The following is a 14,031-nucleotide window of genomic DNA, read 5'->3' as shown; positions in this document are numbered from 1 at the left end:
TTGCGGAACTAGTTGATATTTTGGTTAATCTGATGATATATATTGAGAGAATTACTAACAATCTTAGTATATCCTTTCACATCTTCTCCTGTCCATGCTCTGTTCGCTTCTCCATAGCTTCCGAATTTGTCAGACATCAGATCATGAGCAGATTCAATTCCATTCAAAATAAATCTGTATGGATGAAGGGTTACAAATACTTTTCCGCTCACCGTTTTCTGAGAATCTACCAGGAAAGACTCAATATTTCTCATCACAGGATCTAAGAAAAGCGCTTCATGAAGCCAGTTTCCATACCAGTCGGATAACTGCGACTTCATCATTTGCTGATATTTTGAAAGCGTATGTTTTTCTAATAAATGATGCGCTTTGATAATCACCGATGCTGCAGCTGCTTCAAACCCCACACGTCCTTTAATTCCAACAATAGTATCACCTACATGGATATCACGGCCAATTCCATATGCTGAAGCCAATTCTTCTATTTTTTGAATGGCATATACTGAATGTTCAAAACTTTCTCCATTGACAGCTATAACTTCTCCGTTTTTAAACTCTATTTCAAGTTCTGAAGGCTGAGTTTCTTTAATCTGGGATGGAAAAGCTTCTTCCGGCAGGTAATTTCTGGATGTCAGTGTTTCTTTACCGCCTACTGAAGTTCCCCAAAGGCCTTTATTGACAGAATACTGCGCTTTCTGGAATTCCATTTCATAACCGTGTTCTTTCAAAAACTCAATTTCTTCCTCACGGGACAAAGCCATATCACGGATAGGCGTAATGATTTCGATATTTGGGCACATTACCTGGAAGATCAGATCAAAACGAACCTGGTCATTCCCAGCTCCTGTACTTCCGTGAGCAATAGCATCTGCCTGTACTTCAATGGCATATTTTGCAATTTCCTGCGCCTGAATAGTACGCTCAGCACTTACAGAAAGCGGATACGTATTATTTTTCAATACATTCCCGAAAATCAAATATTTCACACATGAATTATAGTAATCTTCCTGAGCGTCTACGCACCTGTATTCTTTTACTCCAAGGTTTAAGGCTTTTTTCTCCAGTTCTTTTTCCTCTTCTTTTGAAAAACCTCCGGTATTTACAGTAACGGCATACACATCATATCCCAGTGTTTCACTAAGATATTTAGCACAGTAGGAAGTATCTAAACCTCCGCTAAACGCTAAGATGACTTTCTTTTTCATCTGGACTCTTTTTATTTTTATTAATGGTTACATGGAATTCATCAAAATCTTTCTGAATCATTCCATCATATTTATTTTCAGGCAGATTATTCACTACCTCCTCTTTTTTTTTATCGTTTTCAGGAACAAACAACATGGCTGTACACAGACAGTTTTTGCGTTCCTTCATCATTAAAATTTCATAGTTCACACAGTTTTTGCAGCCGTTCCAGAATTCTTCATCCTGAGTCAGTTCAGAATAGATCACGGGTTTATATCCCAAATCACTATTGATTTTCATCACTGCCAAACCTGTTGTTAATCCAAACACTTTTGCATCCGGATATTTGTCTCTAGATAACTGGAAAACTTTCTGCTTGATCTGAGTCGCTACTCCCCCGTTCCTGAATTTCGGTGACACAATCAGCCCCGAATTGGCCACAAACTTCCCGTGCGACCAGGTCTCTATATAACAGAAACCTACCCACTCACCGTTTTCAGTGGCTACCACAGCATTGCCTTCTGAAATCTTCTTACTCAAATATTCTATGGAACGTTTTGCGATACCCGTTCCTCTACGCTGTGCAGAATCGTACATTTCCTGCTGTATTTCACTCACATACATTAGATGTTCGCATGAGGAAATTTCTATTTCCATTTATTTATCTAAATTTTTTGGCAAATTTAAAATATAATTTCTTTTAAATCCAAATAAAAAAGATATTTTTTTTGTTTTAAAATTTTAAACAGGTAAAATTATCTTTATTGAAAAATATACATTTGCTAATTTATTATATATTTGCTAAAATAATATAGTTATGGAAAATACCTGTCCTAAATGCAAGAGTATCAAAGTAGTAAAAAGCGGCATTATCAACAATAAACAGCGCTTCCACTGCAAAGACTGCAATTATTATTTTACCGTTAAAAAACTGGGAAAACAAATTGATGATTACTACGTAACCAAAGCTCTTCAGCTTTATCTGGAAGGTTTAAGTTACCGTGAAATTGAAAGAATCATCGGGGTTTCCCATGTTACCATAAGCTCATGGATTAAAAAATACAATATCACAAGACCTCCCCATTCTGAATTCCATCCTGTTTATAAAATATTAAAACAAAGCGAACTGATTGAGTATATCGCTCAGGAAGAGAATATTAAAAACTCAGGAATTATCATCACCCAATTTGCTGATAAGTATATGCTGATTAAATGGGAACGGTTTAAGAAGTAGTACGGGGTACGAGTTACGGGATGCGCGGTTTCGGGATGCGAGTTACGAGGTTTAAAAACCGAGGTAAAAATACTCTTGCAAAAAACTGTATATCAAATCTTTAAAAAATTATATTTTTAAAATATCGAACCCCAAACCTCGAACCTCGAACCTCGAAACCCGCATCCCGAATCACAAAACCCCGAAACCCGAAACCCGAATCCCTCACCTCAAAACTCAAAGCCCCGCCAACATTAACTATACTATTACCACTAATATATATTAAATTTTCATAAATAAATTATTAATTACAATTTGGCATTCACAAAAAACAACGCCAAAAATTGATAATTTATGAAGAAATTACTTACATTCATTGGATTAGCTTTAATCAGTAGTTCCGTATACTCACAAGGTTCTCCTGATTATGGCAGTGGCTTAAAAATTAACCTCAACCAAAACGGGGATAAATTCGTCAGATTTATTTTATGGGACCAGTTTTGGGTAAGAAATACATCTATGAACCCTGGGACTATGGTAGGCGGTGAACCTGCTGACAACTCATGGAGCCTGGGAAACAGAAGGTTACGTGCATTAACGTACGCACAGATCTCTAAGAGATATATGATCCTGCTCCATTTTGGAATTAATAATCAGACTTTCATCAATGGCGGCGCTTCAGGCACCTCAGGAACAGGAGGTTATGGAAACGGAAAGAAAACCCAGCTGTTTTTTCATGATGCCTGGAACGAATATGCAGTTATTTTACCTGGAGAAGCGGGAAAATTCAGTTTAACTTTAGGGGCCGGGCTTCACTATTATATGGGACTTTCCCGTATGACTATGGCTTCTACGCTTAACTTTCTTACATTAGATTCTCCTGTTTTTTCATGGCCTTTAATTGATAATTCAGATCAGTTTGCAAGACAGCTCGGAATGTTTGCCAAAGGAAAATATGGAAAACTCGAATACCGTTTTAGCTTAAATAAACCATTTGCTACGGACCTCGTTCCTGTGAATGTGACAGATCCTTCAAAAGCAGTCGCTGTTGATAATAACGGAAATCCCAGTTTTTCAAAGGCAGGATATGTTGAATATCAATTCCTTGATGAAGAATCCAACACCCTTCCTTTCAAAGTGGGATCTTACCTTGGAACAAAGAAAGTTTTCAATGTAGGCGCAGGTTTTTATCATCAGGCTGATGGAACAAGAACTTCTGTGAACTCAAATATTGAAAAACACGACATCACTCTTTTCGCGGTAGATGCGTTTGCAGATATACCTTTGGGTGAGGCAAAAAACAAAATGGCCGTTTCTGCATATGCCGGATACTATAATTACAATTTCGGACCGAACTATGTAAGAAATCTGGGAACGATGAATATTGGAGCATCGGATCCTAATTTCATCGGGAATAAAGCTATTGCAGGGCCAGGAAATCTGCAGCCAACCATCGGGACAGGTAATATTATCTACGCTCAGGCAGGTTTACTGTTACCAAGTCAGGCAGAAAAGCCAAAGATCAGAATACAGCCTTTTGCAGCTTATACCCACAAAAGCTTTGAGGCTTTCGATAAATCTTCATCACAGTTTGATGTAGGTGCCAACTGGTTCATAGACGGACATCATGCGAAAATAACAACACAATATTCCACAAGACCTGTTTACACCAATCCTACGGAAAGTCCTTCTTCTAAAGGAGAATTTATTGTACAATTTCAGATCTACCTTTAAAATTTAGACCATTAAGAACAGTAAAGAAATTAAGATAGATCAGGGATACTTTCTCAAGATTCAAATAATTTGACTTTTGTCATTGACTACGTCGAATCTTTGATTTCTGACGAAGGAAGAATCTTATTAACAACCAGAACTACATGAGATTCTTCATTACATTTCATTCAGAATGAAACTTTGAAATAATCCCAAAGCAATGAACTTAATCATAAAATCCTTAATGGCTAAAAAAAAAAACAAATTAACATCCTATTCCACTAACATCAAAAACTAATCAATATGAGCGAAAATCATCACGAAAGCTACGAAAATATGACCGACAGGCAGAAAAACCGCACCATCTGGAGTGTGATCACTGCCTCATCTCTCGGAACATTGATAGAATGGTATGACTTCTATATCTTTGGAAGTCTGGCCGTTGTTTTAGCCACCAAATTTTTCCCTGCGGATAATCCTACTGCCGCATTTTTATCTACCCTGGCTACTTTTGCTGCCGGATTTGTAGTAAGACCTTTCGGGGCATTATTTTTCGGGAGACTGGGAGATCTTATCGGAAGAAAATATACCTTCCTGGTTACGTTACTGATTATGGGATTTTCCACTTTCCTGATCGGATGTATTCCAAGTTATGAAACCATTGGATTTCTGGCACCGGTTTTAGTTTTAATTTTAAGATTACTTCAGGGACTTGCTTTAGGAGGTGAATACGGAGGTGCTGCCACGTATGTCGCAGAATATGCACAACCTCATCGCCGCGGATACTGGACCTCCTGGATCCAGACTACAGCAACAGCCGGACTTTTCATTTCATTAATTGTTATTCTGATCACCAAGACCACTCTTTCTGCAGAAGAATTTGATACGTGGGGATGGAGAGTTCCATTCTGGATCTCTATTCTGATGGTTGCTGTATCTTACATTATCAGAAAGAACATGAAAGAATCTCCCCTTTTTGCGAAAGCCAAAAGCGAGGGAAAAACGTCCAAAAACCCTTTAAAGGAAAGTTTCGGAAACAAATACAATTTCAAATTTGTACTATTGGCTTTATTCGGGGCTGCGATGGGGCAAGGTGTGATCTGGTATACGGGACAATTCTATGCCATGAGTTTCCTTCAAAAGGTCATGAATGTAGAATCGGCACAGGTAGATTCATTGATGGCTACGGCTTTATTTTTAGGAACACCTTTCTTTGTATTCTTCGGATGGCTTTCTGACAAAATCGGCAGAAAAGCAGTGATGATGACCGGAATGCTTATCGCTATTTTAGCGTACAGACCTATTTACGACAGCATGTTTAAAAGTGTAAACCTCGAAAACAAAACAATTGCAGCCAATGGAATTACAGAAAAAAGAACGGCGAAAATCCACAATGATATTGCGACAGACAGCCTGGTGACTTTTCACAAAGAAACACTTTATACAGACGGAACTTTAATTAAAAAAGACAGCGTAGTTCATTGGTCACCTTCAGGGATTGTTATGAAAGACGGAAAACCGGAAGAAGCCAAAGTTTCTCAAAGTTTAAAATTAAATGACAACACCAAATGGTACCTGGTATTCCTTGTTTTCATCCAGGTGATCTTTGTAACGATGGTTTACGGACCTATCGCTGCCTTCCTTGTTGAAATGTTCCCTGTGAGAATCCGTTACACCTCAATGTCATTACCTTATCATATTGGAAACGGGGTATTTGGAGGACTTCTTCCAGCGGTAGCTACTTATCTGGTGACTACAGGAAAAGAAGCAGGACATGCAACATGGTATCTGGAAGGACTCTGGTACCCAATTGGAGTCGCTGCCGTATGTTTGGTCATCGGATTATTTTATCTTAAAAATAAGAACAATAATCTTCACGATTAGGTACTGAATCACTTAAATTTTTATTAATTTTAAAACTACTAAAATGAACGGACTAAAAAAAATATTAGGCATTCTCTGGATCGCAATAGCAGTAATTGTGGGTTACTTCGGAATTACCGTACTGGGAATCCCGAAAATAACTTCCGGAAAACAGGAAGATCTGGTTTTTGGCATCATCATTCTTTTTGTACTGATGCCGATTATCTCAGGCGGAATGGCAGTTTTCGGTTATTACGCCTTAAAAGGAGAATATTCTGACGATAAAATTTAAAAGCAATATGGATAATTGATGAATGTAGTCATTCATCAATTATCTTTTATCAAAAATCATTTATGAAAAAAAGACACGAACAAAAACTTATCATACTGAGCGTAGGGCTTATGATTGCTTTCAGCATTCCTATTTCACTGCTTTTCAACAGTGACAGGGAAATTTTGGGCTATCCTATGATCCTTATTTACCTGTTCGTGGTCTGGATGATTTCCATTGTGATTTCTTTTGTAATTGTAAAAAGACATGATGAGTAGTTTCGCATTATTTTTTGTCGTTCTGTTTTATCTGGCCCTCCTTTTCTTAGTTGCCTACCTGGCAGAGAAGAAAAGAAGCAAGCTTTGGATCAATAATCCATACATCTATGCTTTATCCCTTGCTGTATATTGTACCGCCTGGACGTATTATGGAAGTATCGGAGTGGCAGCGACAAGCGGATTAAACTATTTACCAATCTACATTGGACCTATTATGATTATTCCGGCATGGATATACATCAACACCCGGATTGTAAGAATTTCAAGAGTCAATAAGATAAGCAGCTTAGCTGATTTCATTTCATTAAGGTATGGTAACAGCAGAAGCCTGAGTGCCATTATCACGATAGTCTGCCTTCTGGCGATCGTTCCTTATATCGGACTTCAGATCAAAGCTATTTCTGAAACATTTCATTTGGTAACTGAAACTCCGATGTCGAAAGATATCCTTACTGATAATGCAACTTTCGTGGTAGTTTTAATCGCCTTATTTTCTTCTTATTATGGAACACGATATGTGGATGCTTCAGAAAAAAGGCTTGGAATTATCTCCGCCATTGCTCTGGAAAGTTTTTTAAAGTTATTTTTCATTATCATTCTCGGATTTTTTGTCATTTATTATGTTTTTGATGGTTTCTCTGATATTTATGAGAAAGCCAGTAAATTTGAAGATTTTAAAGAAAAAAACACCTTCAACGGAATTGAAGGTGCCCTGAACTGGATGGTTCTCTGCATGATTTCTGCAACAGCGATCTGCATTCTCCCAAGACAGTTCCACACTGCCATTGTTGAAAACAGGCAGGAAAAACACATCAGAACAGCTATTTGGTTTTTTCCGCTTTACCTTTTAATCTTTACTGTATTTATTTTCCCGATTGCCTGGGGAGGAAGATTAATTTTTGACGGACAGAAAGTAAATCCCGAGTTCTACTCTATCCTGATTCCACAGCATTTCGACAATACTTTGATCACAGTATTCGTCTTTCTTGGAGGATTGAGCTCATGTATTTCCATGATCATTATCTCTGCCATTACCTTATCCATCATGCTTTCCAACAATCTCATCATTCCATACGGATTACTGGGAAAATTAAAATCTGAAAGCGAGGAGCAAAATACAAGAATCATCACCAATATCAGGAAGTTCAGTATTTTCGCATTGATTATTATGGCTTTTGCCTTCTATAAATATTTCATTCTGAAGACCTCACTTGATTCGGTAGGATTAATCTCATTTGTCGTGATTGCACAGCTGGCACCTGCATTTTTCGGAGCTTTATTCTGGAGAAGAGGAAGTTATAAAGGTGCTGTTGCAGGACTTTTAGCCGGATTGGTAATCTGCTATTTCGGACTGATTATTCCCCAGTATTATTTTTCGTACAATCAGGAATTTAAAGGGGTCTTGAGGGATATGTATAATGCTTTCGGTTTTTTTACCATTCCTTATTTAGGAAGAATTCCACAGATCTTTTTCTGGTCGATGCTGGTCAATACAAGCCTGTTTACCATTGTTTCCGTAAGTTCAAAAGGAAATTACCGCGAAAGAAACTTTGCTGAGCTTTACGTAGACATTGATAAGTACATTCAGAATCATGAGAATGCTTTTATCTGGCGTGGAACCGCCTATATTTCAGACATTCAGAATATTCTGGAACGTTTCTTAGGTAAGAATAAAACGGAACAGGCCTTAAGGATTTTTAATTTAAAATATAACATCGACTCCAATACTGAGACTGCCGATTCAAGGTTTATCAAATTCTCAGAAAACCTTTTGGCAGGAAGAATCGGTACAGCTTCCGCAAAAATATTGATTGAAGGAGTAACCAAAGAAGATAAAATATCGTTAAAAGAAGTTTTAAATATTCTCGAAGAATCACAGGAAAATATCAGCTTAAATAAAAAGCTTACCGAACAGTCTGCAGAACTTCAGAAATTGTCTAATGATCTGAGAACTGCCAACGAAAGTCTGATTATTAAAGACCGCCAAAAAGACGATTTTCTGGATTCTGTCGCTCATGAGCTAAGAACTCCGATTACGGCCATCCGTTCAGCAGGAGAAATTTTAGCGGATGACGATGATATTCCTTTTGACATCAAACAGGAGTTTTTAAACAACATCATCACAGAATCCGACAGATTAAGCGAAATCATCAATGATATTCTTTATCTGGACAAACTGCAGCATGGTGAAATCTCTTTGCATATTCAGGAAAACAATATTGTTGACACGTATAAAAAAGCATTGAATCCGCTTCTTCACCTGATACAGCAGAAAAATATTCATTTGAGTGAAGTTAATCTCCTGAATCAGTCTATATTTGAATATGATGAAGCAAGAATGATTCAGCTGTTTCAGAATATCTGGGGAAACGCCTTAAAATTTACGGAAGAACACGGCACCATTCAGACCAAATTGTTTGAAAAAGACCAGCAGCTGATCATTACCATTTTCAATACGGGAAAGCATATCCCGGAAGAGGATCTGGAAATGATTTTTGATAAATTTTATCAATCAAAAAACCAAAACATATTAAAGCCTACAGGAAGCGGACTGGGACTGGCCATTTCCAAAAAAATTGTAGAGGCACACGGAGGAAGTATAAAAGCAGAAAACAGCGGACTGGGCGTAACTTTCACCATCAACATTCCCAAAAAAACTAAAAAAGAGATTACAGATGAAGTTGAACACCATTAAAACCTTCTTATGAGAAAGATAATTATTGCAGATGACGAACACAAAATATTGATGTCGTTGGAATACAGTTTTAAGAAAAACGGATATGATGTTTATATTGCCCGTGACGGAATGGAAGTCCTTGACTTTCTGAAAACCATGGTTCCGGATGTGATTCTTCTCGATATCATGATGCCCAATCTGGACGGCTACAGCACGCTCGATCTCATTAAGCAGGACGAAAAACTAAAGGATACTAAAGTCATCTTTCTGAGTGCCAAAAACAATCCAAGAGATATTGAAAAAGGATTGGAAATGGGAGCTGACGCTTACGTTACAAAACCCTACTCGATTAAGAAACTGATGCAGCAGATTGAGGAGATGTTTTAAGAGATTGCTTCGCCTGCGGCTCGCAATGACACGCAGACACTAAACACAACTATTGACCTTGATATTGATATGAATACAGATACCTTATTTAAACAAAGTATAGAAAACAAAGAAGACTTCTGGAAGGAACAGGCCGGGAAAATACAATGGTTTGAATTTCCGCAGCAGATTCTTTCCAATGGTGAAAACGATTACCCACAGTGGTTTTCTGACGGAAAGCTCAATATGTGTTACTTATGCATTGACAGACACATTGAAGACGGTTTTGGTGATCAGATTGCAATCGTTTATGATTCTCCTGTAACCCATCAGAAGAAAACCTACACATTTCATCAGGCAAAAGAGGAAATAGCAAAGCTGGCAGGAGGATTGGTTTCTTTAGGATTAAAAAAAGGAGACACAGCTGTTATTTATATGCCTATGATTCCTCAGACACTTTTTGCCATGCTGGCATGCGCAAGAATCGGGGTGATTCACAATGTGGTTTTCGGAGGCTTTGCTCCTCATGAGCTTGTAGTTAGAATTGATGACTGCAAACCGAAAGTTTTAATCACAGCCACGGCCGGTGTGGAAATTGCAAAGAGAATTCCCTATCTGCCACTGGTAGAAAAAGCAATCGAGCTGGCTCAGGACAAAGTAGACAATATCGTTGTATACAACAGAAAATTAGTAGATAATCAGGATGAGATGTTTGACGGACTTATTGATTATGAAGAACTGTTAGAAAAATCAGCTCCTGCGGACTGCGTTTCTGTAGAATCTACTCATCCGCTTTACCTGCTTTACACCTCAGGAACTACCGGAAAACCTAAAGGGATCGTTCGTGATACAGGAGGTTATGCCACGGCATTACAATTCTCAATGACTTATGTCTATGGTGTAGAACCGGGAGAAACGTATTGGGCCGCTTCAGACTTCGGATGGGCGGTTGGCCATAGCTTTTCTGTGTACGGCCCCTTAATCAACAGAAACACGACTATTATTTTTGAGGGGAAACCCATCATGACTCCTGATGCAGGAACTTTCTGGAGAATTATCTCAGAATATAAAGTTTCGGTGATGTTTACAGCCCCTACTGCTATCAGAGCTATTAAAAAAGAAGATCCGAACGGAGAACTGGTAAAAAAATACGATTTAACCCATTTTAAAAAACAGTTTCTCGCTGGTGAAAGATGCGATGTTGCCACTTTGGACTGGTTTGCAGAACATATTGGTGTTCCGGCAATAGACCATTGGTGGCAGACAGAATCCGGCTGGCCAATGCTGGGGTTGTTGACTCATGATGAAAATTATCAGATCAAAAGGGCCTCTGCAGGAAAACCTGTTCCGGGATATGATATTAAAATATTTGATGAAAACGGTTACGAACTCAATCCTCACCATGAAGGTTATCTGGTGATCAAACTTCCCCTCCCACCTGGCGCCATGCTTGGAATATGGAAAGACTACGCCCGTTTTGAAAGCAGTTACCTGTCTCAGTATAAAGGGTATTATTTTTCGGGAGATGGAGCTATTCAGGATGAGGATGGTTATATTTTCATTACAGGAAGAGTGGATGACGTGATCAATGTAGCAGGACACAGGCTTTCGACCTCCGAAATGGAAGAAATTGTTTCCTCACATCCTGATGTTGCAGAATGTGCAGTGGTAGGCATTGATGATGATTTAAAAGGACAGGTTCCTTTTGCCACGGTAGTTTTGAAAAACGGCTCGGCGATTTCTGAAGAAGATATTGAAAAAGACATCGTTCAGATGGTTCGCAACAAAATCGGGGCAGTTGCTTTTTTAAAAAATGTAATGGTTGTCAAACGTTTACCCAAAACGAGATCCGGAAAAATTTTAAGAAAGCTGATCCGGACACTGCTGGATGGTAAAGATTTTCAGATTCCATCCACTATTGATGACGAAAAAATCATTGAGGAAATCCAGGAAAAAATCCAGGTTTATAGAGCTTAAACGGGAAATTAAACATAAATTTAAAAATATAATAAATTCAAATTTCAAAAAACAAAAGGGATATGAGAAATTACTTAATAGAAGATTTACCACAATATTTTGAAGACTATAAGAAGTCTATCAAAAATCCTAAAAAATTCTGGGATAAAGTTGCAGATCAAAACTTCGTGTGGTATCAGAGATGGAGCAAGGTTGTTAAGTACGACATGAATGAAGCGAAGATCACCTGGTTTAAAAATGCGAAACTCAATATTACCAAAAACTGTCTCGACAGACATCTTACCATAAGAGGAGAAAAAACAGCAATCATCTGGGAACCCAATGATCCTAAGGAAGAAGCACAGCATATTTCTTACAACGAATTATACACCCGGGTGAATAAAACGGCCAATGTTTTGCGCGATATGGGTATTGAAAAAGGAGACAGGGTCTGCATTTATCTTCCTATGATCCCCGAACTGGCTATTACGATGCTTGCCTGTGCAAAACTGGGAGCTGTACATTCTGTTATTTTTGCAGGATTCTCAGCTTCAGCAGTGGCTTCAAGGGTCAATGACTGTGAAGCCAAAATGGTCATCACATCGGACGGAAGCTACAGAGGTAATAAAGTTCTGGATCTGAAAAGCATTGTAGACGATGCGCTGGAAAAAACGCCGACCGTGGAGAAAGTTCTTGTTGTAAAAAGAACCCACAACGAAATTAAAATGAAAGAAGGAAGAGATTACTGGATGGCCGATCTGTATGAAAAAGCTTCTCCTGATTTCGTTACTGTCATTATGGATTCTGAAGATCCTCTTTTCATTTTATATACTTCCGGATCTACAGGAAAACCAAAAGGAATGCTGCACACCTGCGCCGGGTATATGGTGTACACCGCATATACTTTTAAAAATGTATTCAACTATAAAGAAAATGATATTTACTGGTGTACAGCAGATATCGGATGGATTACCGGACATTCCTATATTCTTTACGGGCCGCTGCTGAACGGCGCAACTACAGTGATTTTTGAAGGAGTTCCTACTTATCCGGAACCGGACCGTTTCTGGGAAGTGATTGAAAAACACAAGATTACTCAGTTTTATACGGCACCTACTGCGATCCGTTCTTTAGCAAAAGAAAGTACGGAATGGGTAGACAAACATGACCTGAGTTCTCTGAAGGTCATTGGCTCAGTAGGTGAACCTATCAATGATGAAGCATGGCACTGGTTCAATGACCATGTCGGGAAGAAAAAATGTCCGATTGTAGACACATGGTGGCAAACGGAAACAGGAGGAATCATGATTTCACCGCTTCCTTTTGTAACGCCTACAAAACCTACTTACGCTACCCTTCCTTTACCAGGTGTACAACCTGTTCTGATGGATGATAAACGCAATGAAATCACAGGAAATCAAGTGACAGGAAATCTTTGTATCCGTTTTCCATGGCCCGGAATCGCAAGAACCATCTGGGGTGACCACCAAAGATATAAAGAAACTTATTTCACAGCTTTCCCTGGAAAATATTTTACAGGAGACGGAGCTTTGAGGGATGAAGTGGGCTATTACAGAATTACCGGGCGTGTAGATGATGTAATTATCGTTTCAGGGCACAACCTTGGGACAGCACCTATTGAGGACAGTATCAACCAGCACCCGGCTGTTGCAGAATCCGCCATTGTAGGTTACCCTCATGACATCAAAGGAAATGCGCTGTATGGCTATGTAATGCTTAAAGAAACCGGAGAAGGACGTGATAAGGAAAATCTTAAAAAGGAGATCAATCAGTTAATTTCGGATCAGATCGGACCCATTGCGAAACTGGACAAGATACAGTTTGTTTCTGGGCTTCCGAAAACACGTTCCGGAAAGATCATGCGTAGAATTCTGAGAAAAATTGCAGAAGGTGACTTCAGTAATTTTGGAGACATCAGTACGCTTTTAAATCCTGAAATTGTTGAAGAAATCAAAAACGAAAGAATTTAATTAATCATTATTTAACCAATAGTGGGCCCTGGGAGTTATTTCCGGGGCTTTTTGTTTTTATTTTTGTAATTAAAAAATTACGACAAGTTTTGTCGTTGTGTGTATATATTTTTGCCTCAGAATAAAATAAAACTAAATATAAATTAGGAAATTAAACATTTAATAGCAGGTTTTACATTAAATCGCATTAATGTGATTTTTGCATATTAAAAAGTGTTAAATTCGCAAGGTTTTAAAAAGCTAATTACTAACTCAAAAAAACATTAGAATGAGAAAGTTTTATCTCAGTGCACTTACTTTGTGCATGGTTCTGGACGTATCTGCCCAGGAAGTGCTATGGCAGAAAGACATCAAATCCTCTACCCAGGATTTTCTAAGCCAGGTTACCACAACCATCGACGGGCAGTATCTTATCACAGGAAGTTCTATTCAAAGCAATAAGCAACAAGCTTCAGGCAGTAAGCAAAACAACTGTTACGATTTTCATTTAGTAAAACTCAATCAACAGGGTCAAGAAA

At 38.4% G+C, this 14,031-nt stretch carries 11 protein-coding genes and 1 pseudogene; 10 read left to right on the top strand and 2 right to left on the bottom strand.

Annotated features, from left to right (window positions below):
• Positions 1 to 8 precede the first annotated feature (8 nt).
• Both AC5YGI_RS14100 and AC5YGI_RS14095 read right to left on the bottom strand, forming a co-directional pair.
• Positions 9 to 1,205, bottom strand: coding sequence for an argininosuccinate synthase (locus AC5YGI_RS14100; protein WP_496168698.1), 1,197 nt, complete (start codon positions 1,203 to 1,205; stop codon positions 9 to 11).
• Positions 1,177 to 1,842: a GNAT family N-acetyltransferase gene (locus AC5YGI_RS14095; protein WP_062670699.1), complete on the bottom strand. Its 666-nt coding sequence runs from the start codon at positions 1,840 to 1,842 to the stop codon at positions 1,177 to 1,179. Before AC5YGI_RS14095 ends, AC5YGI_RS14100 begins: the two co-directional genes overlap by 29 nt.
• 160 nt (positions 1,843 to 2,002) lie before the next feature.
• On the opposite strand from AC5YGI_RS14095, the gene AC5YGI_RS14090 reads away from it, so the two are divergent.
• From AC5YGI_RS14090 to AC5YGI_RS14045, 10 genes and pseudogenes are all read left to right on the top strand, one after another.
• Complete coding sequence (locus AC5YGI_RS14090) at positions 2,003 to 2,419, top strand: IS1/IS1595 family N-terminal zinc-binding domain-containing protein (RefSeq protein WP_062670701.1); 417 nt, start codon at positions 2,003 to 2,005, stop codon at positions 2,417 to 2,419.
• A gap of 333 nt (positions 2,420 to 2,752) precedes the next feature.
• A complete protein-coding gene (locus AC5YGI_RS14085) occupies positions 2,753 to 4,132 on the top strand; it encodes a porin (RefSeq protein WP_446106269.1) in 1,380 nt (459 codons plus the stop codon).
• 282 nt (positions 4,133 to 4,414) lie between these two features.
• Positions 4,415 to 5,995, top strand: a complete 1,581-nt coding sequence (locus AC5YGI_RS14080; protein WP_496168696.1) for an MFS transporter — start codon at positions 4,415 to 4,417, stop codon at positions 5,993 to 5,995.
• A gap of 43 nt (positions 5,996 to 6,038) precedes the next feature.
• Positions 6,039 to 6,266, top strand: coding sequence for a DUF6814 family protein (locus AC5YGI_RS14075; protein ID WP_062670707.1), 228 nt, complete (start codon positions 6,039 to 6,041; stop codon positions 6,264 to 6,266).
• A 62-nt stretch (positions 6,267 to 6,328) separates the two neighbouring features.
• Positions 6,329 to 6,523, top strand: coding sequence for a hypothetical protein (locus AC5YGI_RS14070; protein ID WP_330745841.1), 195 nt, complete (start codon positions 6,329 to 6,331; stop codon positions 6,521 to 6,523).
• On the top strand, positions 6,516 to 9,218 hold the full coding sequence (locus AC5YGI_RS14065; RefSeq protein WP_496168800.1) for an ATP-binding protein: 2,703 nt from the start codon (positions 6,516 to 6,518) through the stop codon (positions 9,216 to 9,218). Before AC5YGI_RS14070 ends, AC5YGI_RS14065 begins: the two co-directional genes overlap by 8 nt.
• Before the next feature lie 9 nt (positions 9,219 to 9,227).
• Entirely contained in the window at positions 9,228 to 9,587 is a 360-nt protein-coding gene (locus AC5YGI_RS14060) for a response regulator transcription factor (protein ID WP_110011117.1), read from the top strand.
• Positions 9,588 to 9,656: 69 nt separating this feature from the next.
• Positions 9,657 to 11,543, top strand: a complete 1,887-nt coding sequence (locus AC5YGI_RS14055) for an AMP-binding protein (RefSeq protein ID WP_330745839.1) — start codon at positions 9,657 to 9,659, stop codon at positions 11,541 to 11,543.
• 62 nt (positions 11,544 to 11,605) lie between these two features.
• Entirely contained in the window at positions 11,606 to 13,513 is a 1,908-nt protein-coding gene (acs, locus tag AC5YGI_RS14050) for an acetate--CoA ligase (protein WP_330745838.1), read from the top strand.
• Between the two features lie 268 nt (positions 13,514 to 13,781).
• A pseudogene (locus AC5YGI_RS14045) lies at positions 13,782 to 14,031 on the top strand (T9SS type A sorting domain-containing protein); the annotation flags it as partial.

It is taken from the genome of Chryseobacterium sp. CS3K3.1 (assembly GCF_059515165.1).
Note: the sequence above shows the minus strand (reverse complement) of the source record. Positions and strands in the feature narration are given on the sequence as shown.

Excerpts from the sequence above, each read along its gene's own strand:
- AC5YGI_RS14080 (WP_496168696.1), top strand. The coding sequence starts at position 4,415 with ATGAGCGAAAATCATCACGAAAGCTACGAAAATATGACCGACAGGCAG.
- AC5YGI_RS14085 (WP_446106269.1), top strand. The coding sequence starts at position 2,753 with ATGAAGAAATTACTTACATTCATTGGATTAGCTTTAATCAGTAGTTCC.
- AC5YGI_RS14100 (WP_496168698.1), bottom strand. The coding sequence starts at position 1,205 with ATGAAAAAGAAAGTCATCTTAGCGTTTAGCGGAGGTTTAGATACTTCC.
- AC5YGI_RS14075 (WP_062670707.1), top strand. The coding sequence starts at position 6,039 with ATGAACGGACTAAAAAAAATATTAGGCATTCTCTGGATCGCAATAGCA.
- AC5YGI_RS14065 (WP_496168800.1), top strand. The coding sequence starts at position 6,516 with ATGAGTAGTTTCGCATTATTTTTTGTCGTTCTGTTTTATCTGGCCCTC.
- AC5YGI_RS14055 (WP_330745839.1), top strand. The coding sequence starts at position 9,657 with ATGAATACAGATACCTTATTTAAACAAAGTATAGAAAACAAAGAAGAC.
- AC5YGI_RS14060 (WP_110011117.1), top strand. The coding sequence starts at position 9,228 with ATGAGAAAGATAATTATTGCAGATGACGAACACAAAATATTGATGTCG.
- acs (WP_330745838.1), top strand. The coding sequence starts at position 11,606 with ATGAGAAATTACTTAATAGAAGATTTACCACAATATTTTGAAGACTAT.
- AC5YGI_RS14070 (WP_330745841.1), top strand. The coding sequence starts at position 6,329 with ATGAAAAAAAGACACGAACAAAAACTTATCATACTGAGCGTAGGGCTT.
- AC5YGI_RS14090 (WP_062670701.1), top strand. The coding sequence starts at position 2,003 with ATGGAAAATACCTGTCCTAAATGCAAGAGTATCAAAGTAGTAAAAAGC.
- AC5YGI_RS14095 (WP_062670699.1), bottom strand. The coding sequence starts at position 1,842 with ATGGAAATAGAAATTTCCTCATGCGAACATCTAATGTATGTGAGTGAA.